At 73.1% G+C, this 24,227-nt stretch carries 21 protein-coding genes and 1 tRNA gene; 10 read left to right on the forward strand and 12 right to left on the reverse strand.

Features of this window, described 5'->3' with window-relative positions; all coding sequences use genetic code 11:
• Window positions 1-169 precede the first annotated feature (169 nt).
• The gene (locus ACH4B3_RS11705) at window positions 170-772 is read right to left on the reverse strand and encodes a TetR/AcrR family transcriptional regulator (RefSeq protein WP_398462614.1); all 603 of its coding nucleotides are present in this window, start codon (window positions 770-772) and stop codon (window positions 170-172) included.
• A 129-nt stretch (window positions 773-901) separates the two neighbouring features.
• On the opposite strand from ACH4B3_RS11705, the gene wrbA reads away from it, so the two are divergent.
• The 3 genes from wrbA (at window position 902) to ACH4B3_RS11720 (ending at window position 3,970) form a co-directional block, all read left to right on the forward strand.
• On the forward strand, window positions 902-1,507 hold the full coding sequence (gene wrbA / locus ACH4B3_RS11710; RefSeq protein ID WP_398462615.1) for an NAD(P)H:quinone oxidoreductase: 606 nt from the start codon (window positions 902-904) through the stop codon (window positions 1,505-1,507).
• A 410-nt stretch (window positions 1,508-1,917) separates the two neighbouring features.
• Window positions 1,918-2,937, forward strand: coding sequence for an NAD-dependent epimerase/dehydratase family protein (locus ACH4B3_RS11715; RefSeq protein WP_398462616.1), 1,020 nt, complete (start codon window positions 1,918-1,920; stop codon window positions 2,935-2,937).
• Window positions 2,938-3,235: 298 nt separating this feature from the next.
• Window positions 3,236-3,970, forward strand: a complete 735-nt coding sequence (locus ACH4B3_RS11720) for a sortase domain-bontaining protein (RefSeq protein ID WP_398462617.1) — start codon at window positions 3,236-3,238, stop codon at window positions 3,968-3,970.
• 94 nt (window positions 3,971-4,064) lie between these two features.
• Here the strand turns inward: ACH4B3_RS11720 and ACH4B3_RS11725 are convergent, their stop codons facing one another.
• Window positions 4,065-5,339: a serine/threonine protein kinase gene (locus ACH4B3_RS11725; protein ID WP_398462618.1), complete on the reverse strand. Its 1,275-nt coding sequence runs from the start codon at window positions 5,337-5,339 to the stop codon at window positions 4,065-4,067.
• A 515-nt stretch (window positions 5,340-5,854) separates the two neighbouring features.
• The gene (locus ACH4B3_RS11730; RefSeq protein ID WP_398462619.1) at window positions 5,855-6,211 is read right to left on the reverse strand and encodes a carboxymuconolactone decarboxylase; all 357 of its coding nucleotides are present in this window, start codon (window positions 6,209-6,211) and stop codon (window positions 5,855-5,857) included.
• Between the two features lie 345 nt (window positions 6,212-6,556).
• Here ACH4B3_RS11730 and ACH4B3_RS11735 point away from each other — a divergent pair, with 345 nt between their 5' ends.
• From ACH4B3_RS11735 to ACH4B3_RS11755, 5 genes are all read left to right on the forward strand, one after another.
• Complete coding sequence (locus ACH4B3_RS11735; RefSeq protein WP_398462620.1) at window positions 6,557-7,045, forward strand: excalibur calcium-binding domain-containing protein; 489 nt, start codon at window positions 6,557-6,559, stop codon at window positions 7,043-7,045.
• A 414-nt stretch (window positions 7,046-7,459) separates the two neighbouring features.
• Window positions 7,460-7,987 carry a hypothetical protein gene (locus ACH4B3_RS11740; RefSeq protein WP_398462621.1) on the forward strand — a complete coding sequence of 176 codons (528 nt, stop codon included), beginning with the start codon at window positions 7,460-7,462 and terminating at the stop codon, window positions 7,985-7,987.
• Window positions 7,988-8,414: 427 nt separating this feature from the next.
• Window positions 8,415-8,486: transfer RNA gene (locus tag ACH4B3_RS11745), tRNA-Val, on the forward strand.
• A 583-nt stretch (window positions 8,487-9,069) separates the two neighbouring features.
• The gene (locus ACH4B3_RS11750; RefSeq protein WP_398462622.1) at window positions 9,070-10,437 is read left to right on the forward strand and encodes a hypothetical protein; all 1,368 of its coding nucleotides are present in this window, start codon (window positions 9,070-9,072) and stop codon (window positions 10,435-10,437) included.
• A gap of 86 nt (window positions 10,438-10,523) precedes the next feature.
• Complete coding sequence (locus ACH4B3_RS11755) at window positions 10,524-10,739, forward strand: zinc ribbon domain-containing protein (protein WP_398462623.1); 216 nt, start codon at window positions 10,524-10,526, stop codon at window positions 10,737-10,739.
• Window positions 10,740-11,143: 404 nt separating this feature from the next.
• On the opposite strand, the gene ACH4B3_RS11760 is transcribed toward ACH4B3_RS11755, so the two are convergent.
• From ACH4B3_RS11760 to ACH4B3_RS11770, 3 genes are read right to left on the reverse strand one after another with little or no spacing between them, the layout of a single operon-like run.
• Complete coding sequence (locus ACH4B3_RS11760; protein WP_398462624.1) at window positions 11,144-11,848, reverse strand: O-methyltransferase; 705 nt, start codon at window positions 11,846-11,848, stop codon at window positions 11,144-11,146.
• Between the two features lie 7 nt (window positions 11,849-11,855).
• Window positions 11,856-12,503 carry a response regulator gene (locus ACH4B3_RS11765; RefSeq protein WP_398462625.1) on the reverse strand — a complete coding sequence of 216 codons (648 nt, stop codon included), beginning with the start codon at window positions 12,501-12,503 and terminating at the stop codon, window positions 11,856-11,858.
• Window positions 12,500-14,104: a histidine kinase gene (locus ACH4B3_RS11770; protein WP_398462626.1), complete on the reverse strand. Its 1,605-nt coding sequence runs from the start codon at window positions 14,102-14,104 to the stop codon at window positions 12,500-12,502. Before ACH4B3_RS11770 ends, ACH4B3_RS11765 begins: the two co-directional genes overlap by 4 nt.
• A gap of 221 nt (window positions 14,105-14,325) precedes the next feature.
• Between ACH4B3_RS11770 and ACH4B3_RS11775 the strand changes: the two genes are divergently transcribed.
• Window positions 14,326-14,949 (forward strand): DedA family protein, encoded by a 624-nt coding sequence (locus ACH4B3_RS11775; protein WP_398462627.1) that lies wholly within the window; start codon window positions 14,326-14,328, stop codon window positions 14,947-14,949.
• Here the strand turns inward: ACH4B3_RS11775 and ACH4B3_RS11780 are convergent.
• The 3 genes from ACH4B3_RS11780 to ACH4B3_RS11790 form a co-directional block, all read right to left on the reverse strand.
• A complete protein-coding gene (locus tag ACH4B3_RS11780; RefSeq protein WP_398462628.1) occupies window positions 14,918-15,781 on the reverse strand; it encodes an HAD family hydrolase in 864 nt (287 codons plus the stop codon). The two genes, ACH4B3_RS11775 and ACH4B3_RS11780, sit on opposite strands and share 32 nt — an antisense overlap.
• Window positions 15,778-18,492, reverse strand: a complete 2,715-nt coding sequence (locus ACH4B3_RS11785; RefSeq protein WP_398462759.1) for a phosphoribosyltransferase — start codon at window positions 18,490-18,492, stop codon at window positions 15,778-15,780. The genes ACH4B3_RS11780 and ACH4B3_RS11785 overlap by 4 nt, the downstream gene beginning before the upstream one ends.
• A 272-nt stretch (window positions 18,493-18,764) precedes the next feature.
• Complete coding sequence (locus ACH4B3_RS11790) at window positions 18,765-19,952, reverse strand: HpcH/HpaI aldolase/citrate lyase family protein (RefSeq protein WP_398462629.1); 1,188 nt, start codon at window positions 19,950-19,952, stop codon at window positions 18,765-18,767.
• A 254-nt stretch (window positions 19,953-20,206) separates the two neighbouring features.
• On the opposite strand from ACH4B3_RS11790, the gene ACH4B3_RS11795 reads away from it, so the two are divergent.
• Window positions 20,207-21,193, forward strand: coding sequence for a TerD family protein (locus tag ACH4B3_RS11795; protein WP_398462630.1), 987 nt, complete (start codon window positions 20,207-20,209; stop codon window positions 21,191-21,193).
• A 329-nt stretch (window positions 21,194-21,522) separates the two neighbouring features.
• Here ACH4B3_RS11795 and ACH4B3_RS11800 read toward each other — a convergent pair whose 3' ends face one another.
• The 3 genes from ACH4B3_RS11800 to ACH4B3_RS11810 all read right to left on the reverse strand — a co-directional run bounded on the left by ACH4B3_RS11800 (window position 21,523) and on the right by ACH4B3_RS11810 (window position 24,158).
• Window positions 21,523-22,260 carry a Tellurium resistance gene (locus tag ACH4B3_RS11800; RefSeq protein ID WP_398462631.1) on the reverse strand — a complete coding sequence of 246 codons (738 nt, stop codon included), beginning with the start codon at window positions 22,258-22,260 and terminating at the stop codon, window positions 21,523-21,525.
• Window positions 22,261-22,403: 143 nt separating this feature from the next.
• Window positions 22,404-23,531, reverse strand: a complete 1,128-nt coding sequence (locus ACH4B3_RS11805; protein WP_398462632.1) for a DUF475 domain-containing protein — start codon at window positions 23,529-23,531, stop codon at window positions 22,404-22,406.
• A gap of 51 nt (window positions 23,532-23,582) precedes the next feature.
• Entirely contained in the window at window positions 23,583-24,158 is a 576-nt protein-coding gene (locus tag ACH4B3_RS11810) for a TerD family protein (RefSeq protein WP_398462633.1), read from the reverse strand.
• Between the last annotated feature and the right edge of the window lie 69 nt (window positions 24,159-24,227).

Here is a 24,227-nt window from a genome sequence, read left to right on the forward strand (position 1 = left end):
TCCCCGCCGGACGCCTCCGGGAGCGCACGGGCACGACGGCTCCCGGCCCACCGCCCGGCGCCGCTCAGTCCGGCACCGCTCAGCTCGGCACCGTTCAGCTCGGCACCGTTCAGTCCGGTTCCGTTCAGTCCGGTTCCGTTCAGTCCGGTTCCGTTCAGTCCGGTTCCGTTCAGTCCGGTTCCGCGAGCCGGAGCAGCGCGTCGATGCCGTCCTTGATCTGTTCCGGCGTCAGCGCCCGGTCGGCCGAAAGGTGCTCGAACAGGCTGGGCACGAAGGGCGCGAGCAGCAGGTGGGCCAGGGTCCCCGCGTCCGTCCCGGGACGCATCAGGCGCAGCAGCATCGACACGTGGGCGTGTGTGGTGAGGTAGGCGCCGTTGCGGTACCGGGCGCTCGGCGAGGCCGTCTCCGCCGCGTACATGATCATGCGCTGTTCGAGGACCCGGTCGGCGAGTGCGTGCAGGAAGGCGCGCAGCCGCTCGGCGGGCGGCGCGCCCGGGCCGAGCGGCGGCGGGCCGGTCATGAACGCCTGCTGGAAGCGCCGCTCACCGTGGTCGAGCAGCGCGAACAGCAACTGGCTCACCCCGCCGAAGCGGCGGTACACCGTGCCGACGCCCATGTCGGCGGCGTGCGCGACGGCGTTCATGGTGACGGCCTGGGCCCCCTGCTCGGCGACCAGCCGAGCGGTGGCGTCCAGGATCCTCCGGCGGTTTCGGGCGGCGTCCGCGCGTTCCGGCGGGCCCTGACCCGAGATCGGGAGTTCGGTGCGGCTCATGACCCGAGGCTACCGGATAGCTATCCGCTTCCACTTGCCATCTAGATCATCATCCTGTTTACTCTTGAACCACGGAAGCGGATAGCAATCCGGTTCTCTACGAACTCTCCCTTGGGAAGGGGCCTCGCCATGAGTGCCAAGGTCGCGGTCGTCTACTACTCCTCCACCGGCAACGTCCACCAGCTCGCCCGGGCGGTCGCCGAGGGCGCCGAGAAGGCCGGGGCCGAGGTCCGTCTGCGCCGGGTGCCCGAACTCGCCCCCGAAGCCGCCATCGACGCCAACCCGGCCTGGCGCGAGCACGTCGAGGCCACCCGGGACGTCGACATCGCCACCCTCGACGACCTGTCCTGGGCCGACGCCTACGCGCTGGGCTCGCCGACCCGCTTCGGCAACATCTCCTCGCAGCTGAAGCAGTTCATCGACACCACCGGCGGCCTGTGGCAGCAGGGCGTCATGGCCGACAAGCCCGCCACCGGCTTCACCAGCGCCCACAACGCGCACGGCGGCAACGAGTCCACCCTGCTCGCCCTCTACAACACCTTCCACCACTGGGGCTCGCTCATCGTCGCGCCCGGCTTCACCGACCCCGTCGTCTACGGCGCCGGCGGCAACCCCTACGGCACCTCGCACGCCGCCGGCACCGGCGACCCCAGCGAGGAGACCCTGGCCGCGGCCCGCTACCAGGGCGAGCGGCTGGCCACCATCACCGCCCGCCTCCAGGCCACCGCCGGCTGACACCGCCCGCCCGGGCCGACCGGCCTGCGGTAGCCGCCCGGGCCCCCACGGGTCGCGGGACCGCCCGGGCCGACCGCCCGGGCCCCCGCCGGCTTGCGGCCTCCGCCCGGATCCCCACTGGGTTGTGGCATCCGCCCGGGCCGACCGGCTCGCGCCGTCCGCTGACCCACGCCCCGCCGACTCGCGCCGCCCCCGACAGGGCCACTCGAAGGCGGGGCGCGGGACCGTCCCGGTGCCCCTTCGGCCCCGCCCAGCCCAGGGGACACCGGGCCACCGGCGCCACCCCCGACGAGGCCCACTCGACAACCGGGCACGGGCCCACTCCCCGGCGCCCCCGCCTCCCTCACCGCCCCCTCTGCCCTCGGCGAATACTCGTTGGCGGCCGCCCCGGGCGGTGCTTGGCTGACCCCATGGAGATCCTGGTACTGGGCGGCACGGCATGGGTGGGCAGGCAGCTGTCACGGCAGGCGATCGACCGCGGCCACCGGGTGACCTGCCTGGCCCGCGGGGAGAGCGGTCCCGTGGCGGAGGGGGCGAGACTGGTGACCGCCGACCGCCGCGACCCCGCCGCGTACCGGCCCCTGCTCGACCGGGAGTGGGACGCGGTCGTCGAGGTCTCCTGGCAGCCCGCCTTCGTCCGCGGGGCGCTCGCCGCCCTGGCCGACCGGGCCCGGCACTGGACGTACACCTCCTCCATCAGCGCCTACGCGTCCCACGCCCTGCCGGACGCGGACGAGTCCGCGGAACTCCTCCCGCCCACCGACCGCGACGAGGTCGGCCGCGAGTTCTACGGCGAGGCCAAGGTGGCCTGCGAGCGGGCGGCCGCGGACGCGGTGGGCGACCGTCTGGTCATCGCGCGCGCCGGCCTCATCGGCGGTCCCGGCGACGGCAGCGGCCGGTCCGGCTACTGGGTGGCCCGGGCCGCGCGCGACCCCCACGCCCCGCTGCTCGTCCCGGCCGTGCCGGGCCTGCCCACGCAGGTCATCGACGTCCGCGACCTCGCCGGCTGGCTGCTCGACTCCGCCGAAGCGGGCAGCACCGGCACCTACGACGCGGTGGGCCCGGCCCTCCCCTTCGGGGACTGGATCGCACTGTCCCGCGCCGTCGGCGGACACACCGGCCCGGTGACCGCGGCCGACTCGGCATGGCTGCTCGCGCACGGCGTCGCCGAGTACATGGGCCCGGAGTCCCTGCCGATGTGGCTGGTCGAGCCGGGCACCGAAGGCTGGTCGGCCCGCAGCGGCGCCGCAGCCCGCGCCGCCGGACTCCGGCACCGCCCGCGCGTGGACCTGCTCACCGACACGCTCCACTGGGAACGCGAGCAGGGTCTGGACCGCCCCCGCCGCGCCGGCCTGAGCGCCGAACGCGAACGGGAACTGCTGCACGCGCTTCGCCAGGCCGAAGACGCCCCGCCGAGCCCTCAGGCCTGAGCCCCCACCCCGAACCAAGAAGACACCCCGACGACCCCAGCCCCCGCCCCGCCGGGCCCCGCCAGACTCCCAGCCTGCAAGCCCCGGACAGAACCAGCTCCCCCCTCCGAGACCTCACGCCACCGCGCGAGCCCACCGCCCACCGCCCGAGAAGTCACCGATCCGCACCACCCACCCGTAGGAGCACCCGGCTCCGCGGAAGGATTCCCGGCCGCTGCCCGTTGTTCTTCATGAGAGGCGCCCCACCGCCTCCCGGCCCGACATGCCCCCACTCCCTCCGCTCCAGCCGGGAAGTCCCATGTCAGCTCCGCTCGCGGCCCTGATCGCGGTCATCGGCTCCATCACCCTCGTCCTCGCCGGATGCGTCGACGACGACCCCGCCTCGGACACCCCCTCGCCGACCCCGCACCAGACGAGCCCGCCGACCCCGGACAAGACGAAGCCCACCCCGCCCGGAACGAACCCGTCGACTCCGGAGGAGACGAAGCCGGCCCCGCGCGACACCGCCCCACGGACCGATCCCGCCGCACTGACCATCCCGGCGATCGGCGTGCGGGAACTGCGTGTCGTCCCCTACGAGGGGACCACCGACGACTGGCCGGGCACCCGCATCCAGAACCGCGGCGTGGCCGCCAGCCCGTACGGCGACCGCGGCGGCGTGGGCCCCGGCGAGACCGGCAACTACCTGGTCACCGCGCACCGGCTCTCCGCCGGCGGCCCGCTGCGCGACCTGCCGGCGCTCGGCAAGGGCGACAAGGTGCACGTCACCTCGGGCGGCACGATCTACGAGTACGAGATCACGGAGACCCGGGAGACGTCCTTCCGCTCCCAGAGCTCACTCGCCGCACAACGGGCCGCCGTCCCCGGCTCCCCCGGCGAACGCCCCGTGGCGCCCATGATCACCATCTCCACCTGCGCCACCCCGGAGGACAACGCCGACGGCAACTTCTGGCGCGACGACAAGGGCAACCCCGAGCACCGCATCGACAAGGTCGGCGTACTGACCTCGGAACGCGACGCTCCCACCCCTTAGAGATCATCTCATTCGGTGAGTCTGCGCCAGCCGACCAGAGGCTACGGAGCCGAAGCAGACGCTGCTCGAACAGGCCCACATGGCCCGGGACTTGCTACTCCGGCAGGTTCTCCGAGCCGACCAGCACGAAACGGAAAAGCTGGTTCGGCCCGCCGTGTCCGGAGTACTGGACGATCGGCGTGTGGTCGTCGGTGCGGGCCTCGAGGACGTCCAGCCGCTTGCCGGCGAACGTCCCGATCCCGAACAGGCCCTGGCCGATCGGGTGCAGGGTGAACTGCTGGTTCGGTCCACCGTGGCGGCTGTGCTGGACGATCTGTGCGAAGTCTTCGGTGCCGGCACCCCAGACATCCAGACACTTGCCGGCGAACGTCCTGATCTCGTACAGCCCGTCGCCCACCGAGTGGAGGGTGAACTGCTGGTTCGGCCCACCGTGGCAGCTGTGCTGGACGATCCGCGTACCGTCCTCGGTGCTGGCACCCCAGACATCCAGGCATCTGCCGGCGAACGTCCAGATATGGAACGGACCCAACGGGCCACTGTCCAGTTTTCGCAGCTCCCGCGCGAGTGCGGCGGCATCCGGGTACCGCTGGGCGGGATCCTTGTCGAGCAAGGTCAGCACGAGATCGTCCCAGTCGGGCGGGACACCCTCGGACACCGAGCTGGGCGTGGGCGGCTGCTGGGTGGAGTGCGCGGTGATGTAGCCCAGGGCATCGGGGGCCTGAAACGGCGGCCGGCCCGTGACCAGCTCGAAGAGAAGGCAGCCGAGGGCGTACAGGTCGCTGCTGGGTTCCGGAAAGCCGCGCGCCTGTTCAGGGGCCATGTACGCGGGACTACCCACGATGAAGCCCGTCCTCGTGACCCGGGTCGCTATGGGGTCGGCTGCCTTGGCGATGCCGAAGTCGAGGACCTTCACGACGCCCGACGGTGTGATGAAGACGTTGGACGGCTTGATGTCCCGGTGCATGATCCCGGCCTTGTGCGCGTCGTCGAGCGCCTCACAGATCTGCACGCCCCACCGGGCCACGTCCGGCAGAGCGGCGGCCCCTCGCTTCAGCACCGCATCCAGGCTCTCGCCGCGGACCATCTCCATCACCAGGAACGGGACACGGTCATTCCCCTCGCCAGTCTCGCCGAGATCGTGGACGGTCACGATGTTGGGATGCTGCAACTGGGCGGTGATCCGGGCTTCACGCAGGAACCTGACACGTTCCTGATCGCCGCGCCGTCCGCCACCGGCGAGTTGAAAGATCAGCTTGACGGCGACAGTGCGTCCCAGCGTCTCGTCCTGCGCCTCCCACACCTCCCCCATCCCACCCTCGGCGAGCTGCCGCACCAACCGGTAACGACCCGCTAGTAGCCGGTCCTGCACTGCTACGCCTCCCCGTTTCGAACATCGCTTCCTCTCCCGCACACGAGCGGAGTGCCCGGGAAGGATCAGTTTCGCGCACGGGCACCACTCCGTCAGCCACTCGGAAGCACGCCGTCGCGCACCCGACCCTGAGGCAACTCGACGGAGTCACCGGACACGACAGATGCCTCCCTGTCCCGTGGATGGACTCCGGTGGGGGAGGGATGTGCGTCGGAGGGAGACCTTCACCGGCATAGGCTGCGCCTCATCCGCCCAGACTCATCAAACGAGCTGATGTCCCAGCCGGCAGCCCCGGTGTCCCGACGATGGCGCTGCGGGCAACAGCGCGTGCGAACGGCGGCCCCGGGCACCGCATGTGCCCGGGGCCACCAGGGGGGTGAGCGCGCGCTCCAGGGACTTCCGCGGGGGCACCGCACGTACGTACCCGGGGCCGCCACCCTCATCCACTCGTGCAACCGGCGATGAACGTGAACCGCGCGCCGATTGGGCCCGCCCTCGGGCGGATCCCGCTCCCCTCAGCCCTTGCCCCGGCTCCGGGCCTCCGTCTCGGCGATGGACACGGCTTCGGACTCGGCCAGCCCGATGGCGAATCCCAGCGCCTCCGCGATGTGACCCGCGGCGGACATGACGCGCGCGGTGCCCACCACCGGGGCGACCGCGACCAGGACGTCCTGCACCTTCTCCACCGTCAGATTGGCCTTGATCGCGGGATCGATGTGGGCCACGTAGGACAGCGCGGGTGCGTCCATGGCCACCAGCGCGGCGATACGGGTCAGGATGAGCGACTCCTCGTCCATGCCACAACGTTCGAGGGAGTCGACCGTCATGGCGGCGATGGTGTCGAGAACAGGGGCGTCAGACGCAGTGGCCATGTCGGGGCCGCCTTCCGGTGCTGTGCGGACCGACACCCACGAGACCCTGACCAGGGAGCACCCCGGACGTGCCGGCGGTTTGCCCTCTCACCGTAACGGCGCCCCACACACCGCGCATGTCGGATCGTGTGGCCCTGGGTTCACCACGTGGAATCCCCAAAGAGCGCCCGCGAGGCGCGTGGGTCTTCGCCCCGCCTCACACAGATGGCTCCCTCGGCTGCAGCCCGGTCGTCGTCCTGATCACGTCCACCCTCACGAACGTTTCTTCAGCGCAAGATTGGGCCGCTTGAGTGATCTGTCGCCCCGGACCGGCCCCAATCAGCGCCCTCCGGGGAAGACAGAGGCATGAGCACCCCGCCCGACCGACAGGAGCCGCCTCAGCCGTCAGGACGCCGGCCCCGGTGGCGTCTCTGGTTGCTTATCGGCCTCGTTCTCCTGGCACTACTGATTCTCATCGGCGGCATCGGGGCCCTTGTGGGGGGAGGTTCAGAAGGTGATGGACCAAGCCCAGACGAGACGGCGACGACCGCGCCGGCATCCACTCCGGCATCCGAAGAGTCAGGAGCTTCACCTACCGAATCTCAACCTGCTGAGCCGGCCGAAACCGTGTCGGCAACCGAGTCGCCCGACGTCCCGGAGGATGTGCCGGAAGAGGTGCCTGAGGACGAGCCGGCAGAAGTTCCGGAGGACGCGCCGGAGGATACGGGGGAGCCGGATGGCGCTGTGTACTACAAGACCTGCGATGAGGCGCCGCACCCCCTACTCAGAGGCGAACCAGGGTATCGGCCAGAGCTGGATCGTGATGATGACGGCGTGGCGTGCGACGTTGAGTGAAAGTAGAGCGCAGGCGAGGCAGCGCCGCCACGGATCATCCGGCTCACGTCCGAGCTCGCGCGCATTGGTGGGCTGACAGAGGCGCACCGTCGGGGCGCCGGGGTCGACTGCTCTTGAAGTACCCCGTTGTTCTGGCGGGACCGGCAGGGATCGTGTCCTTTTCGCGCACTGGTGGCCTGACGGAGCCGCCCCGCCCGGGCGCTTCCAGCCGAGCAAGGTGCATGACGAGCGAACTGCCTGCCTCGCCCCTGATCCACGACCGGCTTCCCCGGGGGATTCGCGTCCGGGCACACCGCTGGTGCGCCCGCGGTCGACCTCGACCTCGATGCGTACGCCGACGCCGCGAACTCGCTCGGCGGGCTGAATTCACCGTCCGCGCCCACGACTTGCGAGCCTGGGCGGCAGAATTCCTGCATGGATCAAGGATGGGCCGCAGTCATAGCGGGTGTTACGGGTCTCGTGGGAGCGGTTTCCGGGGCGGCGGTGGGTGGTGCCGCGGCAGTCCGGGGTGCTCGTTCGGCTGCACAGACCGCCGCTCAGGAACAGCATCAGCAGTGGGTTCGGCAGGAGCGGCGCCTCGCGTACGGACAGGTGCTGGCGGCATACACCGCTTACACCGCTGCGGTGGACGAGGAGCAGCGGCTCCTCAGTCGGGGGACGACCCCCGAGGTCGAAGCGCGCCTGTCCACTTTGCATGGTCTCAGGGCTTCCTGCGCGAGCCTCATGCTGCTTGCGCCGTCGAGAGTGCAAGACGCCTCCCTTCGCTTGCAGCAAGCCATCGGACGATTCGACGAAGCCCACGCCGACTACGGCGCGGCCGTTTGCAGTGGGATGGCGGCCGAGGAGATCGCCGAAGCCCGGGCCGTCATGGCCGCGGTTCGGGACACGATCGCCGACACCTACTTCGACTTCCAGGAGGCATGCCAGGGTGACTTGCTGTAGACGGGGGTGAGGAGGAGGAAGAGCAGGAGACGTCAGTCGGCATGCTCACCGATTCCAGGACCGTTGGGCCTGGTGGCCGATAGGGCCGAGTGCCGTGTGGGCCTGGTTCAGGGCCTGCTCGTCAACGTCCGCCTCACCGCACAGGACATCGTCTCGGCCAAGGTGCTCGCTGCGGCCGAGCGGCCTGGCGGTCCGGGCCGGATCCCCTTCCCCTTCTCGCACCGGCTTCACGTGCCCCTGCTCCCCCACGCCGGGCCGGCCCGCCGTCATGCCTGGGCGATGCCGGCCTCCGTGCAGCCGCCCCTCGCCGCCGCACCGGCCCGCCGCAACGCGGGCCCTCGTTCCCCCGCCTCTGTGGGCCATGCCCGCCCGGCCCAGGTGTTTGCGGCCACCCCGCCGGGACAATGTAGGCTGTCAGCTCATCCCGGGGCGCATAGCTCAGCGGTAGAGCGCTGCTCTTACAAAGCAGATGTCGGCGGTTCAAATCCGTCTGTGCCCACCCCTCGCCGAACACGGCAAAGGCCCAGGTCAATCGGTACGAAACCGGGCGCCTGGGCCTTGATCGTTTCCGGGTGCGGGGCCCGACTCGAAAGGCCCTGTGCCACTCACGTGGCAGGACGCCCCTCGGGCCGCCCGTCCCGCACCTGCCGTATCCGCCGATCAAGGCGGCTCGCCGGCTCTCCGCGCGCGCCCCGGTCCCCCCGCGCCGCCGCTCCGCGTCCGGGCGGCGCGAACTGATCGGGCCGGGGGTTCGTCCTTCTCGGTGGGAGAATGACAACCGGAGCTTGGCGATCATTCGGGAGAGGGACGTGACGGGGACACGCGCGTGGGGCCGGCCGGGTCGACGGGGTTCGCGTCGCCGTGCCGCCGCTCCGCGCCCGGGCCCGGAGACGGCCGCTCCGCGGGCGGGGGACGAGTCCGCCGGCTCCCGGGGGCAGGCCGCGCGACCGGGCGGGGGCGGTGTCGGCTCGCGTTCGGGCGCCGTGCGGCCGCCCCTGGGCGGGGCACCGCCGGTGCCGAGAATCCGGGGCGAGTCACCGCCGGTGCGGCGGACCCGGGACGGGGAACGACAGGGGCGGGGAATGCGGGGCGGGGCGCGGCCGGTGCGGAGGCTTCTGGGGCCGGTGCGGAAGCTGGTGGGGCTGGTGTTGTTGCCGTTGCCGCTGGTGGCGGTGGCGGTGGCGGCCGTGCCGGGAGCGTTCCCCGGGGGCGGGACGCGGCGGTGGTTCGGTCGGGGTGACAACCAGCGAGCCGAGGCGCAAGCGGCCAAGGACGCCGCAGCGGCCGCGTTCTACGAGCTCGACACCGCGCAGCGGGATCTCCGCATCTCGATCGAGACGATCGCGGCGGTGGACGACTCCCCCGCCGGGCGGAAGGTCGCGGCCGATTTCGAGGCGCTGGGACGCCGCATCGACGAGGTCAGCCACGCGTACATCACCGCCGTGGACGCGCACGATCTCGACCGGGACGGTCTGGACGCCGCGTCCGCCGCCCGTGCCCGTGCCGAGCTGGTCCGGGCGAAGGAGGAGCTGGAGCGGGCCAAGGCCGAGCTGGAGCGGTTCGAGCAGGGGCTGGGGACGGTGCTGGAGCGCGCCGAGACCCAGCTGGCGCGGTTGGCACCCGCGGTGGAGCGGGCCCGGCAGGCGCTGCTGGCCGCGACCGAGGCGCTGGACGCGGTACGGGCCTCCGGCCTGCGGGCCGATGACCTGGCGGCCCGGCTGGCCGCGCTCGCCCCGGAGCTGACCAGGCTGAACGAGGGTGCCGCCCGGCACGGGGTGCGGGAGACCATCCGGCGGGCGGACGACGTGCTGCGCAAGGCCGAGGCGGTACGTCTGGAGGCCGAGCGGTTGCCCGAGCGGGCGGCGGAGACGGACCGGCGGCTGGTGTCGTTGCGTACCCGCGCGGAGGCGATCACCACCCGGGCGGCCGGTGTGCAGCCCGTGCTCAGTGAGCTGCGGCGCCGGTACAGCGCCGCCTGCTGGCAGGACCTGCAGCCGGTACCGGACCTGGCGGAGCGGGACGTGGCGCTCGCCGAGCGGAGGCTGGCGGAGGCGCGGGCGGCACGGGCGGAGCAGCGCTGGGCCGACGCCACCGCGCTGCTGGCCACCGTCCGGGCCCTGCTGAACACCACCGACGAGGCGGTCTCGGCGGCCGGTGACCGCCTGCGGCGGCTCGACGAGGTGTCGTTCGATCCGCAGAAGGAGATCGACCGTACGCGTTTCGCGGTCCGCGACGCGCAGCGGCTGGCGATGGAGGGGCGCACCACGCCGGACCCGCGCCACGCGCGTCCGCTGGATGACGCGGTGGCCCGGGTGGACCGGGCGGTGAAGGGTCTGGAGGGCCGGCACCCCGACTGGTGGCACTTCCTGTCGGAGATGGAGGCGATCCGGCAGGCGGTGACCCGGGTGGTGCGGGAGATCCGGGAGGAACGGGCCGCGGGCGCGCGGTGAGCGGCGGTCGCGGGACGGCCCGGCCGCTCGGCCGGCCGGCCGCGGCGATCTGTTGACCTGCGGCGGGTCTCGTTATGCTGCGTCGCATGCCTCGTTACGAGTACCGGTGCCGCGCCTGCGGGACGACGTTTGAGCTGAACCGTCCGATGGCCCGGGCCTCGGACCCCGCCCCCTGCCCGGACGGGCACGACGACACGGTGAAGCTGCTCTCCGCGGTGGCGGTGGGCGGCACGGCCGCCGCGCCGCGCCCGGCCGGTGGCGGCGGTGGCGGCGGCTGCTGCGGTGGTGGCTGCTGCGGCTGAGCCGGCGGGTCATACGTCACCTGCGGCGCCGGCGCTCCCGCGCTCCCGCGCTCCGGCCGACCGGCCGCGGTCGCCGGCGCGCGGTGACGGCTGCCGCGGCCTCGCGGACCCTTGTGGTGCGGCGGGGCGGGGGCTGGGCGACCGGTTTCCGTCGCGGGTCGGCGGTGACGGCTGCCCTGGCCGTCCCCGGCCCCGCCCTCCCCGGTGCGTCGGCCCGGACCACGGCCGAGGGCAGCCGGGGCCGGTGAGGACCACGGCCGAAGGCCGGGCGGGACCGGCCGGGACGGGAACGGCCCCGGTCGGTGGACTCCGCGGTGCGGCGGTCGGGATGTCCCCGTCCCCCATCGTCGGTCGTACCCCACCATCGGTGACGGCTTACCCGAGTGGGACCCGCCGGGTGCGGGTCAGGGGCGGCGGCGGGCGAGGGTCACGCCGTCGGCGACGGTGAGCATCACGGCTTCGGTGCGCGGGTCGGCGGAGACGTGCTCGTTGAAGGCCCGGATGGCGGCCGGGGAGCCGGTGGCGCCGGGGTCGGTCACCTGGCCGTTGAAGAGGACGTTGTCCGCGACGATGAGGCCGCCGGGGTTGAGCCGGGGGACGAGTTCCTCCCAGTACGCGATGTAGTTGCCCTTGTCCGCGTCGAGGTAGGCCAGGTCGATGTGGGGCTCGTCGGGGAGTGCGCGCAGGGTGTCCAGGGCCGGGGCGATGCGCAGGTCGACACGGTCGGCGACGCCGGCCCGTTCCCAGGCCCGCCGGCCGTGGCCGGTCCATTCCTCGGAGATGTCGCAGGCGATGAGCTTGCCGTCGGCGGGGAGCGCCTGGGCCATCGCGAGGGCGGAGAAGCCGGTGAAGGTGCCGACTTCCACCACGAGCCGGGCGCCGGTGAGCCGGACCAGGAAGGCGAGCAGCGGGCCCTGCTCCTGGGCGGACTGCATGTGGGCGGTGGCGGGGAGTTCGGCGTGGGTGCGTTCGACGAGTTCCCGCTGCACCGGGTCGAGCGGCGGGTTGTGGGCCAGCACGTAGTCGTACAGCTCGTCGGTGATCGGGGTGAGCTTCTTCGGGGTCCCGGCCCAGCCCTCGCCGCGGTCGGTGTGGGTGCTCTCGGTCACGCGCTCGTCAACTCCCCAGGTAGTGGAGAACAGCCAGGACGCGGCGACTGTAACCCGAACTGCCCGGCAGTTCGAGCTTGTCGAAGATGGCGTTGATGTGCTTTTCCACCGCGCTGCGGGAGACGTGCAGCCGCTCGGCGATGGCGTTGTTGGCGTGTCCTTGCGCCATGGCGTCCAGGACGTCGCGTTCGCGCGGGGTGAGGCGGCTCAGGGGGTCGGTGTGGGTGCTGCGGACGAGGAGCTGGCGGACGACTTCGGGGTCGAACGCGGTCCGCCCGGCGGCGACGCGTTCCAGCGCGTCGAGGAATTCGTCCACCTCGACGACCCGGTCCTTGAGGAGGTAGCCGATGCCTTCGCCGGTGCCGGTCAGCAGCTCGGTGGCGTAGCGCTTCTCGACGTACTGGGACAGCACCAGCACGCCCACTCCGGTGTGCCTGGCGCGGATCTCCAGCGCCGCGCGCAGTCCTTCGTCGGTGTGGGTCGGCGGCATCCGGACGTCGACGACGACGGCGTCGACGTCCGGGTGCCGGTCCACCTCGGCGAGGAGCGCGGTGGCGTCCCCCACCGCGGCGACCACCTGGTGGCCCTCCTCGGCGAGCAGCCGCACCAGTCCTTCCCGGAGCAGCGTCGAGTCGTCGGCCAGGATGAGTCTCATCGGGGGTTCGGGGCCTCTCCGGTGGTGCGGGCGATACGGGTGCCGGACGGGGCGGGGGGCGGGGGTACCGCGGCCGGGGCCCGGCGGGCGGGACCGGGCCGCGGCCGCGGGTCCGCGGTGTACGGCGCCGGGTCGGGGAGTTCGGCGGTGACCGTGGTGGGGCCGCCGGGCGGGCTGTCGACGTGGAGCCGGCCGTCGAGGGCTGCCACCCGGCGGGCCAGGCCGAGCAGGCCGCTGCCGGCCGGGTCGGCGCCGCCGGTGCCGTCGTCGGTGATCCGGATGTGCAGGGCGGGGTGGCCGGGGAACGGCGGGGCGGCGGCGGGCTGGGGGGCGGTCCCCGGCCGGTGCGGGGAGGCGCTCGCCGGGGTGGCGGCCGGGTGGGGGGCCGTGTCCGCCGGGTGGGGGGTGGCGGTGTCCGCGCGCTGGGGGGCGGTCGCCGGGTTACCGGACGGCTGCCACGGGGCGGCCGCCGGGCCCCCCGACCGGTGCCGGGCGGCGGCCGGGCCCCCGGACGGCTGCCACGGGGTGGTCGCCGACCGGGCCAGGGTGACGTCGACGCGGGTCGCGCCGGAGTGCTTGATCGCGTTGGTGACCGCTTCGGACACCACGAAGTAGGCGACGGTGCGCGCCGCCGTACCGGGTTCCTCGGGGAGCGCGTAGTCCACGCGTACCGGGATCGGGGAGCGTTCGGCGACCGTCTCCAGCGCGGCGCGCAGCCCCGCCTCGTCCAGCGCGGTGGGGTACACCCGCCAGGCCACCTCGCGGAGGTCGGTCAGTGCCTGTCTGCTCTCGGCGTGCGCCTGGGCGATCAGTGCGGTGATCTTGCCGGGGTCCTGGGCCCGGCGGGCGCGGCCGAGCAGCATGCCGAGGACCACCAGGCGCTGCTGGACGCCGTCGTGCAGGTCGCGTTCGATGCGGCGGCGTTCGTCGTGCACCGCCTCGACGACGCCGGCGCGGGTGCTGGCGAGTTCGGCGATGCGGCGTTCCAGCGCGTCCTGCCGGCTGGGGCCCAGGAAGTGGCGGGCCAGCTGCCCTTCCATGGTGGCGACGCCGAGGACGCCCTGGAGGGCGAGGAAGAGCAGGAACACCCCGCCCAGGCCGGAGCCCAGCACGTGCCACCAGTTGTCCTGGTCCATCAGGACCCAGCCCCACAGCAGCAGGCTGGTGTACCCGGCGCCGACCGCCACCGCCAGCAGCACCAGGGCGCCGAGGACGCCCAGTGTCCAGCGGGCGGCCAGGTACCGCAGGGCCTGGCCGCCGGTGTAGTCGGTCGAGATCTCGTGCCGGAAGAGCCGGGCCAGCCGACGCCGTTGCAGCCCGGCCAGCCGGCGCACCCCGCCCGTCACCGGGACGAGGACCCGGGCCCGGGCACGCGGCCAGGCGGTCACGCAGAGCAGGGCGAGGCCCGCCGCGGCGAGGAGGAGCAGTTCGGCGACGGCGGCGGCCGCTCCGGTCGCCAGACCGGCGGTGAGCCGCAGCCCGTGCCGCGCCCGCCGCCGTCGCGGATTCCGCCCGGCCGCCGCGGGGAAGGGCGGGCCGCCGGGCCGGTGCCCCGGCCGGGCGCCGGGCGACCGGTCTCCGGCGGGAGCCGGTGCCGGCACCGGCGAAGACGCGGGCGGCCCGGCGGGGTGCCGCCCGGTCGGCCGCCGGGCCGGCAACAGGCCTTCCGGCCGAGTCCGTTCGTGCATGGGACCCCACGCTAGCGGGGGTGCGTAGGGAAGACACTGAGGATTTCCGCAGGTTGCGACTGTGGTGTGCGTCCGTCCCGCCGGGTGGTCGCCCTCATGGCCGGGCGCGGCCCGGATTCCTAGCGTTGCCGCTCATGAGCGACCGAATCACCGACTGGGCCACCGACTTGATGGACACCCTGGGCGCGCCGGGGGCGGGCGCGGCCATCGCGCTGGAGAACCTCTTCCCGCCCCTGCCGAGCGAAGTGATCCTGCCGCTGGCGGGGTTCGCGGCGGCGCGCGGTGAGATGAACCTGTACGCGGCGCTGCTGTGGACCACCGCCGGTTCGGTGGTCGGCGCGCTCGCGCTGTACTGGGTGGGTGCGCTGCTGGGCCGCGACCGCACGGTGGCGCTCGCGGCCCGGCTGCCGCTGGTGAAGGCGAGCGACGTGGAGCGCACCGAGCGGTGGTTCGCCCGGCACGGCACCAAGGCGGTCTTCTTCGGCCGGATGGTGCCGATCTTCCGCAGCATGATCTCGGTGCCGGCCGGGGTCGAACGGATGCCGGTGGCGCGGTTCCTGGGACTGACCACGCTGGGCAGCCTGATCTGGAACTGCGTGTTCGTCCTCGCCGGTCATCAGCTGGGCGACAACTGGGAGGAGGTCACGGGGTACGTCTCGGTCTACTCCAAGGTGGTGGTCGCCGGTGCGGTGCTCGCGGTGCTGGTGTTCGTGGCCGTGCGGGTGGTCAGTCCCGGCCGCGGGAAACGGCGCGGATGACGGCCTCGCTGCGGGCCCGGGCGCGGATCACCGAGGCGTGCTCGGCGATGGCGCGGACGATCGCCTCGCCCGCCGCCACGCCCCGTTCGGCCAGCGCGGTGACCTGGGGCGCGGTCCAGCCGGCGTCGGCCAGTTCGCCGTGGCCGGGGCGCCAGCCCTGGTCGCCGGCGAGCAGCAGGTCGGTGTCGAGCAGCGAGTCCCCGGCGGTGAGCACCTCGGTGGCGCCGGTGCGGCGTGCCACCTCGGCGACCGCGGCGCTCTTGGTGAGCGGCTTGGGCACCGCGTAGATCTTGCGGCCCTGGAGGGAGACCGTCCAGCCGAGCGGCTCGGCCCAGGCCGTGAGGTCCTTGACGTAGTCGTCCGGGAGTTGCTCGCGGTCCACCACGAGGTAGGCGAACAGGTCCTCCGCCACCCGCTCCTTGAGCAGCCAGTCCGGGTCCGCGGTGCGGTTGAGGTGGGTGCGGACGTCGTCGAGCGGGGCGCATTCGGAGGCGAGGGTGGCGCGCACCGAGTCGTGCCAGTCCAGGTCGGCTTCGCCGTCGACCAGCAGATGGCCGCCGTTGGCGCAGATCGCGTACTTCGGCGCGGGTCCGGGCAGCCGGATCCGGCGGTACTGCTCCCGGGTGCGGGTGGTGGTCGGCACGAAGCAGGAGGTGCGGGCCACTTCGGCGAGCAGGGTGGCGGCTTCCTCGGTCAGGTAGGACAGCGGCCTGTGTTCGTACACCTCGACGCAGAGCAGGCGGGGTGCCTCGGCGTCCGGCATGTCCAGGCCGAGGGCTGCCGCGGAGTAGATCAGGGTGCGGTCCAGATCGCTCGCCACCAGGACTGTCATCGCTCGTCCGCCTTTCCTCCGGCCGTGCTGCCGGCCTGTGTGTCGGCCGACTCCTCGGCCCTTGCGTCGCCTGCCGCGGCGGCCGCGCCGGCCGTCGCGGCGGGGCTGCCGCCGGCCGCCGCGACGGCCTTCCCGTCGGCGCCCGTCGCCCCCCGGGTGTAGCGCGGGTGGATCAGGCCCACACAGGTGTACGGCAGCCCGTCGACTTCTTCAACCGGTACGCCGCGCTGTTCCGCGAGCAGTCGTACGTGGTCCAGGTCCGCGCCGGCGCCCCGCTTGGCGAGGACCTTCCACGGGACGCGGCGCAGCAGCACCCGGGTCGTCTCGCCGACCCCGGGCTTGACGAGGTTGACGTCGTGGATGCCGTACTGCTCGCTGATCCGCTCGACGGCCGCCCAGCCTTCCCAGGTGGGGGTGCGGTCGGTGGTGGCCAGCTCCTTGGCCTCGGCGGTCACCGCGTCGGTCACGTCGGGGAAGCGGGCCGCGACGGTGTCCAGGAAGAGCCCGGAGACGTCGGCGCCGGCGAGTTCCCGGTAGAACTTGGCGCCGTGGAAGTCGTCCGGCCCGACCAGGTCGGCGCGGAGCACGGTGCGCGAGACCAGGCCCGAGACGGTGGAGTTGAGGCAGGCGGAGGGGATGAGGAAGTCGTCGCGGGTGCCGTAGGTCTGCACGCAGCCGCCCGGGTCGGCGAGTACCGCGATGCGCGGGTCGAAGCCCGGGTGGTCCGCGACGGCGTCGGCCAGTTCGCGGGTGATGGCGCCCTTGCCGGTCCAGCCGTCGACGAAGACGACGTCGGCCGGGTCGTGGTGGTCCGCCAGCCAGCGCAGCGCGGCCGAGTCGATGCCGCGGCCGCGCACGATGGATATGGCGTAGTGCGGCAGGTCGAGGCCGTGCGCGAACCGCGCCCAGCGGCGCATCAGCACGCCGACCGGGGTGCCGGCCCGGGCCAGGGAGACCAGTACCGGCCGCGGTGACCGTTCGGCGAGCACCGTTTCGGTGACGGTGCCCACGGCGCGGGCGATCCGGGTGGCCGAGGCGTCCAGGGCGCTCCGGAACAGCGCCTGGTAGGCGTCGCTGGGCTGGTACTCCACCGGCAGCGACTCCGCGTAGTGCGCGCCGCCGCTCTGGATCGCCTCCTCGCGCTCCTCGGTGGGGGCCTCCAGGGTGACCTCGGAGAAGTCCTGGAGCAGCCAGCCGACCTCGTCGGCGGCGTAGGAGGAGAAGGCCGGGCCGCGGAGCGGTCCGGGCCGGCGGGCTTCCGGCCGGCGGGGTTCTGGCATGGGGAGGGCCTGTCGTTCGGCGGTGGGCGGGGACGGGGGGACGGCCGCCGGGGCGGGAGCCGGGCCGTCGGGGACGTAGGACGGTACGACGGCGAGCAGCACCCGGCCGGTGTGCGCGGCCAGCCGGGCCAGCAGGCCGTCGGGGGCGTGCAGTTCCGGGGTGTCGGCGGCCGAGTCGACGACGGCGACGATCGCGTCGAAGCGGCGGGTGGGGTCGTCGCCCGGGGCGACGTTGTACGCGTAGCGCTCGCCGGGCCCGTCGGCGGGGGTGTCGTGCGCGGGGAAGGCGAGCCGGGTGCGGATCGCGTAGCCGGGGTCGTCGACGGCGAGCACCGGTGAGCGGGTGGTGGTGGAGTAGCGCACCTCGGCGTCGATCGTCCGGTCCAGCGCTTCGGCGAGCCGGAGCGGGGCGTACATCAGCTCCTCGAAACCGAGCACCAGGACCCGCCGCGGGGCGGCCCCGGCCGGTCCGGTGTCCGTGCTGGTGGGCGGCGTGAGGGCGCCTGCGATGCGGGCGGCCAGGTCCGGCAGCGCGGCCTCCAGCCGGGCCCGGTGAGCGGGGGTGAAGCCGTGCCGTCCGCCGTCGGGCAGGTCGCGGGGCCAGCCGAGTTCCACCCGTACGGCGGGCGGGGCCGGTTCGGGGGCGGGACCGGGCGGCGTCGCGGTGTCCGGGGAGGTCTGCGGGCCGGGCGGCGTCGCGGTGTGCGGGGCGGACGGGTCCGGCCCCGGGGCGGCGGCCTCCTGCTCGGCGACCAGCCGCTGCCCGCGCTCCAGGACGCCCGGCGGGAGGGCCACCGTGCCCGCCGCCATGGCGACCAGGTCGACCCGCGCCCCCAGGCCGGCGGCGAACTCCCGCAGCCGTTCCCGGTCCTCGGGCGAGCGCATGTCCACCAGCGCGACGACCACGTACCGGTCGCGGGGGTAGCGGGCGTGCAGCGCGGCGATGGTGTTGAGGACCGTGTTGCCGGTGGAGAACTCGTCGTCCACCAGGACCAGCGGGCCGTCGCCGCCGAGCAGGCCGGGGTCCTCGGGCAGCAGGAAGTGGGAGGTGGCGTGGCTGTGCTCCTCCTCGAAGCCGCCCACCGGGCGCACCGTGGCGACCGGCCGGCGCGTGGAGTGCAGACAGGGGGCGAGGCCCAGGCCGTCCGCGACGCTGTGGCCGAGTCCGGTGGCGGTCTCGGCGTAGCCGAGGACGACGGCGCGGGCCGCGGCCTCGTCGCCGAGCAGTTCCCGCACCCGGTGGCCGAGCCGCAGCCCGGCGCCGTACACGGTGCCGGGCCGTTGCGGCACGTGCTTGCCCAGCACGTTGGAGACCAGCAGGTGGGCCCGCTTGGGGTTGCGCCGCAGGGCGAGCCCGAGCAGCCCGGTGAGCTGCGGGTCGCCGTGCAGGGACACCTGGAGCCGGTCGGCGACCCACTGCCCGGACCACACGGCGCCGCCGGTCCGCCGCGCACCGGCCGCGCCGGCCGCCGCCGGGACGTCGGCCGGGTCGTCCGCCGCGCCGCCGGCCGGGCCGTCCGTCGGGTGGTTCCGCACGCCGTCCGTCACCGTCGCCGCCTCCTTCTTCGTCGGGCCGCCCATCCGCTGCCCGGTCCCGTCCGTCCGATCCGCCGCCGTGCCCGCGGGGTCCGTGGCGCCGCGCGCTCCGTCCGCCGCCGGGCCCGCGGGGTCCGCGGTCCCGCGCGCTCCGTCCGCCGCCGTGCTCATGCGGTCCGCAGTCCCGCGCCGAGCAGTTCCACGAAGCTCACGTCCTCGCGGGCCACCCCGAACGCCTCGGCGCGCAGCATGATGCGCTCGGCCCAGGCGCGGTGCGGCTTCACCTCGTTCATCTTGTTGGTGTAGGCGGAGCGGAGGACGCCGCCGCCGCTGCGCTCCGGGCCGAGGATGTCGGTGGCGTCGCTGAACTCCTCGTGGCTCACCACCGACAGGGCGTGCACCAGGGACACATGGGTGGGGTGTATGCAGGTCTTGCCCTGCAGTCCGTTGGCGCGGTCCAGTTCGATCTCGCGCAGCAGACCGTCCATGTCGTGCTCGATCAGCGCGGTGCGCAGCGCCTCGGCGGAGCCGGTGAAGGGGCTGCGCCGCAGCTGCGGCTTGAACATCCGCTCGTGGGGCTTGAAGTACTCCCACACCGGTCCGGTCACGGTGAACCCGGTTCCGTCGGCCCGGCCCAGCACGTTGACCACATCGGAGATGACTCCGGCGATCAGCTGCACGTCGTAGGCGGTCATGTCGGGTGCCCGGCGCAGCCCGTAGGCGGAGCAGAAGTCGGTGACGCCCAGCCGCAGTGCCAGGATCCGGTCCCGGTACTTGTCGACGGTGCGGGCGATGCCGCCGAGCGTCTCGGTGCGGGTCTCCAGGTGGAGCAGTTCCGGCGATTCGAGGACGGGCATGGCGAACAGGCGCCGTCCGCCGAGCTCTCGGGCGATGTCCGGCGTCTCGGCGGATATCAGGGCTTCCATGAAGGGAACGCCGCGCTCTTCGGTGAACTTGGGGAGTACGAATCCGGACAGCAGGCTGACGGCCGGGCCGAGCCGCCGGACGAGTTCGGTGATCTGCTCGGGGGTGCGGACGCGGATGAACAGCAGCGGCAGCGCATCGCCGGCGGGGCGGGCCAGCAGGTCGGCGAACTGGCGCACCAGGTTGTCCTCGGCGTCCCCGACCTCGGCGTCGTCGATGGAGTCCTCCAGGCAGAGCACCATGGACACAACGCCGCGACCTGCTTGTTTGACGATGTCGTCGGCGAGACGGGGCCGGGTCGCGGGGCTGTAGAGGGTGGCGCCGAGCGCGGTGGCGAGAGTGCGGGCCGGTGAGTGCAAGGTGAACTCACCAGGCTCGCGGTGGAACAGGTCCCTCCGCACCGCAGCCGACAGGTGACCGAAATGCCGCATGTATCTCCCTGTGCCGCCGTGACCGAGCGATTGACTCCCACGAACCGGGCGGTCGTGAGCATGGCCGATAATCGTACGTCCAGGGCCGGGTCCAGAGTTCCCGCCGGGTGTGAAGAACAAGTTACTCGCAGGCGTCGTCAGGGTGGCCCGGGCCGGGGAGCGCCCCGGCGGCCGCGGCCGGCCGTCCACGCACCGTGGTTCCACCCGGCACCCTGCGTTGTACCGGGCACCCGGGAGAAGGCAGGATTGCGGACATGACGCACACGATGCTGAAGGGATCGAACATCCCGCTGGACACCACGGCGGTGCGGGCCGTGCTGCGCTGGGCTCCCGGCGCGGACGTGCCGGACGTGGACGCGTCGGCGCTGCTGCTGGCCGACGGCCGTGTGCGCTCGGACGAGGACTTCGTCTTCTACAACCAGCCCAGACATCCCTCGGGGATGGTCCGGCACCTGCCCAAGAAGCGGGTGGCGGAGGGGCTGACCGACACCATCGAGGCGGACCTGGGCGGGCTGGACGCCGGGGTGGAGCGGGTGGTGCTCGCCGCCTCCGCGGACGGCGGTCCGTTCGGCCTGGTGCGGGATCTGACGGTGTTGCTGTACGACGCCTCGGCCGCGGCGGCCGCCGACCCGATCGCCGTCTTCCCGGTGGCCGCGGAGACCGGCCGGGAGACCGCGATGATCTGCGGCGAGCTGTACCGGCGCGGCGAGACGTGGAAGTTCCGGGCGCTGGGCCAGGGGTACGAGTCCGGACTGGTCGGCCTGGCCACCGAGTTCGGCATCTCGGTCGACGACGGGGAGCCGGACGGGGTGGCCCCGCCGGCGCCGGAGCAGCCCGCGGTCACCCGGCAGCGGCCGGCGCCGACCGCCCCGCCGGCCCAGTCGCCGCCCGCGCCGGAGCCGTCGGCCGTCACCCAGCCGACGCCGCGCCCGCCGGCCGAGCCGCCGGCCGCTCCGGCGGTTCCGCCCGGCCCTGGATACAGTGACGGGGCGTGGGCTCCGGCGGCCCAGCCGGCCGGCTCGGGCTACGGCTACCCGCAGGTGCCGCCGCCGCCCACCGCTCCCCCGCAGCCGGTGCCCGGTTACGGCTATCCGCAGCCGACGCAGCCCCCGCAGCCGGCCTACGGCTATCCGCCGCACCCGGCGTACGGGTATCCGCAGCAGGCCCAGCCGGTGGCGCCGCCGCTGCCCGACCCGTCGTTCACCCTGCCGCCGCAGGGGCCGCAGTTCCAGAAGCGCTGACCGCCCGCACCGGCGACGGCCGCGCCCGGCCCGCACCGCGCCCGGCCCGCCGGGTGGTGGGCCGGGGCGCCCCGGCGCGGTGGCGACCGGCGCCGGGGGCGAGCGCCGCGGGGCGCGGCCGGGGCCGGGCCGCGCGGCACGGGCGGCGGCGCGGGCCCGCGGTCGCCCCGCCCGCCCTCGCTCCCGCACCGGGCGGCGGCACGACCGCGGCCGGGTCGAGCCGCGTCGCGCCGTCGGGCCTTGGCCGCCCACCAGGGCACGGACGGGCCGCGGGCAGCGTCGCGTCAGGTCGCGTCGGGTCCGACCACTGCGCGGCCGGGGCCGGGTCGTCAGACCTTCTGCTTGTAGCCGCGGCCCCACTGCAGGCCCCAGCCGTACAGCCGGTCGAGTTCGGCCTGGAAGCCGTAGACGTACTTCACCTCGCGGCGCACCATCATCTCGCCCTTGACCTTCTCGATCATCACCACGGCGCAGGAGCGGGCCTCCGGCGCGCGCTCGTCCAGGGAGATCTCGATCCGGGGGCCGTTGCTGGGGAAGAGCGTCACGACGGCCTGCGTGCGGTCGAAGGCGGGCGTGCCGTCGTAGATGTAGACGAACACCAGCAGCCGCTTGATGTCCTCGTGGTGGTCCATGTTGACGTAGATCGTCTCGCCGGAGCCGGAGCCGAACCGGTCGTCGCCGCTCAGCTGGACGTACGGCGCGGAGTTGAGGGCGCCGAAGAAGTCGCCCAGCGGCTGCACCACACCCTTGCTGCCGTTCTCGAGTTCGTACATGCAGGCCAGGTCCAGGTCGACGTTGACCATCGCCGGCCCCTGGGCCTGCACCATTTCGGGCTTGAACATCTTCAGCGGGTTGCGCAGGGTGCTCTGGTCGAACCCGCGCCGGCCGGTGCCGAAGTCCGAGGTGCGCATCCGCCAGGACAGGTTGATGCGCAGGTTGCCGCCGGCCGCGCCCTGTTTGGCCAGCGAGATGGTAGGGCGCCGTTTGGTCAGGGCGACCGCGCCCGTCGCGCCCCCGCTGTCGAAGTCGTGCGCCGGGCCACGGCCCCAGTTGCTGAAGAACCCCACTGTCGTCCACCCCCACCCTGCCGGCGGTATGCCGCCGGCGTCGTCCCCGGTCCGATCGCCTCGGGGCGGCCGGGAGGTGAACCCTCCCGGCCGCCCCGCTCTGAGCGTTCCTCAATCGTGCCGCTGTCACACCCCGACGGGGGTCACACTCCGGAGGACACTTCCTTCCCGGAGGGCCCGTCGCCGGCTGCCGCCTCGCGGCGGTTGCGGACCACCGACGACCAGTACGAGGCGATGATCAGCAGCACTCCGATCAGACCGGTGATGACCTCGCTGATCTCGAACTTGATGGTGATCAGCAGGATGACGGCGAGCGCGCCGATGGCGTAGTGCGCGCCGTGCTCCAGGTAGACGTAGTCGTCCAGGGTCCCCTTGCGGACCAGGAAGACGGTCAGCGACCGGATGTACATGGCGCCGATACCGAGGCCCAGGGCCATCTCGAAGATGTCGTTGGTGATGGCGAAGGCGCTGATGACACCGTCGAAGGAGAAGGACGCGTCGATCACTTCCAGGTAGAGGAAGAGGGAGAAGGCGGCCTTGCCGGCGAGGCCGACGGCGGTGGTGCCGTTCCCGGCCCGGGCCTGCTTGGCCGCGGCTTCGTCGGCCGCCTCCTCCTCGTCCTCCAGCTTGGCCTCGAAGTAGCCGGAGATGCCGCCGACCACCAGGTAGGTGAGCAGACCTGCGACCCCGGAGAGCAGGACGGTGGCGGACTTGTCGCCGCCGCCGGGCGCCACGTCCTCGGCGAGGGTGCTGGCGGTGATGAGCAGCGCGCTCAGCGCGACGACGATGGACAGCGTCTCCAGCTTGCCGAGTTTGGCCAGCGGGCGCTCGATCCACGCCAGCCACTTGATGTCGCGCTCCTCGAGGATGAAGTCGAGGAAGATCATCAACAGGAACATGCCGCCGAAGGCGGCGATCGCCGGGTGCGCGGCGGTGACCAGGTGCTCGTACTGGTCCTTGTCGTTGATGGCGAGGTCGATGGCCTCGATCGGCCCCAGCTTCGCGGTGACGGCGACGATGAGGATCGGGAAGACGAGACGCATGCCGAAGACGGCGATCAGAATGCCGACGGTGAGGAAGATCTTCTGCCAGAAGGCATTCATTTTCCGCAGGATGCCGGCGTTGATCACGGCATTGTCGAACGAGAGCGAGATCTCCAGGATCGAGAGGATCCCGACGATCGCGAGCCCCTTCCACCCCCAGAGGACGCCGGCCAGGGCCAGGCCGGCCACCGTGACGGCGAACGACCAGCCAAAGGTTTTCAGGAGCACTGGCTTCCCAATCCTTCTTCGTGAGGGGTCTGCCCCGCGCCTTTCGCGGCTTTACGACACATTGACCCCGAAGTCTAGAGCGATTCCACGCAGCCCCGAGGCGTACCCTTGCCCGACAGCCCGGAACTTCCATTCGCCGTTGTGGCGGTAGAGCTCGCCGAAGATCATCGCTGTTTCACCGGAGGCGTCCTCGGAGAGGTCGTAGCGGGCCAGCTCATTGCCGTCCGCCTGGTTCACCACCCGGATGAAGGCGTTGCTGACCTGCCCGAACGCCTGCCCCCTGGCGTCCGCCTCATGGATCGAGACCGGGAAGACGATCTTGTCGACCTGCGCCGGGACGGCGGACAGGTCCACCGCGATCGACTCGTCGTCGCCGTCGCCCTCGCCGGTGAGGTTGTCGCCGGTGTGCTCCACCGAGCCCTCGGGGCTGGTGAGGTTGTTGTAGAAGACGAAGTACTCGTCGCCGAGCACCCGGCCGGACCGGCACAGCAGTGCGCTGGCGTCCAGGTCGAACGGGGCTCCGGTGGTGGAGCGCGCGTCCCAGCCGAGGCCTATCAGCACCTTGGTGAGATTCGGCGCGGCCTTCGAGAGGGAGACGTTGCCCCCCTTGGCGAGCGTGACGCCCATGATCCTTTTTCCTCCCCGGGTCGGTGCGCGGATCAAGCACGCCCGGCGCCGCACCCCTGTGTGATCAGG

Source organism: Streptomyces sp. NPDC018031 (assembly GCF_044327625.1).
In the GTDB taxonomy this organism is placed as follows: Bacteria; Actinomycetota; Actinomycetes; order Streptomycetales; family Streptomycetaceae; genus Streptomyces.

Bases quoted from the DNA above. Each gene is read 5' to 3' on its own strand.
- ACH4B3_RS11755 (WP_398462623.1), top strand. From the start codon at position 10,524: ATGCCTCGTTACGAGTACCGGTGCCGCGCCTGCGGGACGACGTTTGAG.
- ACH4B3_RS11730 (WP_398462619.1), bottom strand. From the start codon at position 6,211: ATGGCCACTGCGTCTGACGCCCCTGTTCTCGACACCATCGCCGCCATG.
- ACH4B3_RS11780 (WP_398462628.1), bottom strand. From the start codon at position 15,781: ATGACAGTCCTGGTGGCGAGCGATCTGGACCGCACCCTGATCTACTCC.
- wrbA (WP_398462615.1), top strand. From the start codon at position 902: ATGAGTGCCAAGGTCGCGGTCGTCTACTACTCCTCCACCGGCAACGTC.
- ACH4B3_RS11705 (WP_398462614.1), bottom strand. From the start codon at position 772: ATGAGCCGCACCGAACTCCCGATCTCGGGTCAGGGCCCGCCGGAACGC.
- ACH4B3_RS11810 (WP_398462633.1), bottom strand. From the start codon at position 24,158: ATGGGCGTCACGCTCGCCAAGGGGGGCAACGTCTCCCTCTCGAAGGCC.
- ACH4B3_RS11740 (WP_398462621.1), top strand. From the start codon at position 7,460: ATGGATCAAGGATGGGCCGCAGTCATAGCGGGTGTTACGGGTCTCGTG.
- ACH4B3_RS11765 (WP_398462625.1), bottom strand. From the start codon at position 12,503: ATGAGACTCATCCTGGCCGACGACTCGACGCTGCTCCGGGAAGGACTG.
- ACH4B3_RS11790 (WP_398462629.1), bottom strand. From the start codon at position 19,952: ATGCGGCATTTCGGTCACCTGTCGGCTGCGGTGCGGAGGGACCTGTTC.
- ACH4B3_RS11775 (WP_398462627.1), top strand. From the start codon at position 14,326: ATGAGCGACCGAATCACCGACTGGGCCACCGACTTGATGGACACCCTG.
- ACH4B3_RS11750 (WP_398462622.1), top strand. From the start codon at position 9,070: ATGCGGGGCGGGGCGCGGCCGGTGCGGAGGCTTCTGGGGCCGGTGCGG.
- ACH4B3_RS11715 (WP_398462616.1), top strand. From the start codon at position 1,918: ATGGAGATCCTGGTACTGGGCGGCACGGCATGGGTGGGCAGGCAGCTG.
- ACH4B3_RS11720 (WP_398462617.1), top strand. From the start codon at position 3,236: ATGTCAGCTCCGCTCGCGGCCCTGATCGCGGTCATCGGCTCCATCACC.
- ACH4B3_RS11795 (WP_398462630.1), top strand. From the start codon at position 20,207: ATGACGCACACGATGCTGAAGGGATCGAACATCCCGCTGGACACCACG.
- ACH4B3_RS11735 (WP_398462620.1), top strand. From the start codon at position 6,557: ATGAGCACCCCGCCCGACCGACAGGAGCCGCCTCAGCCGTCAGGACGC.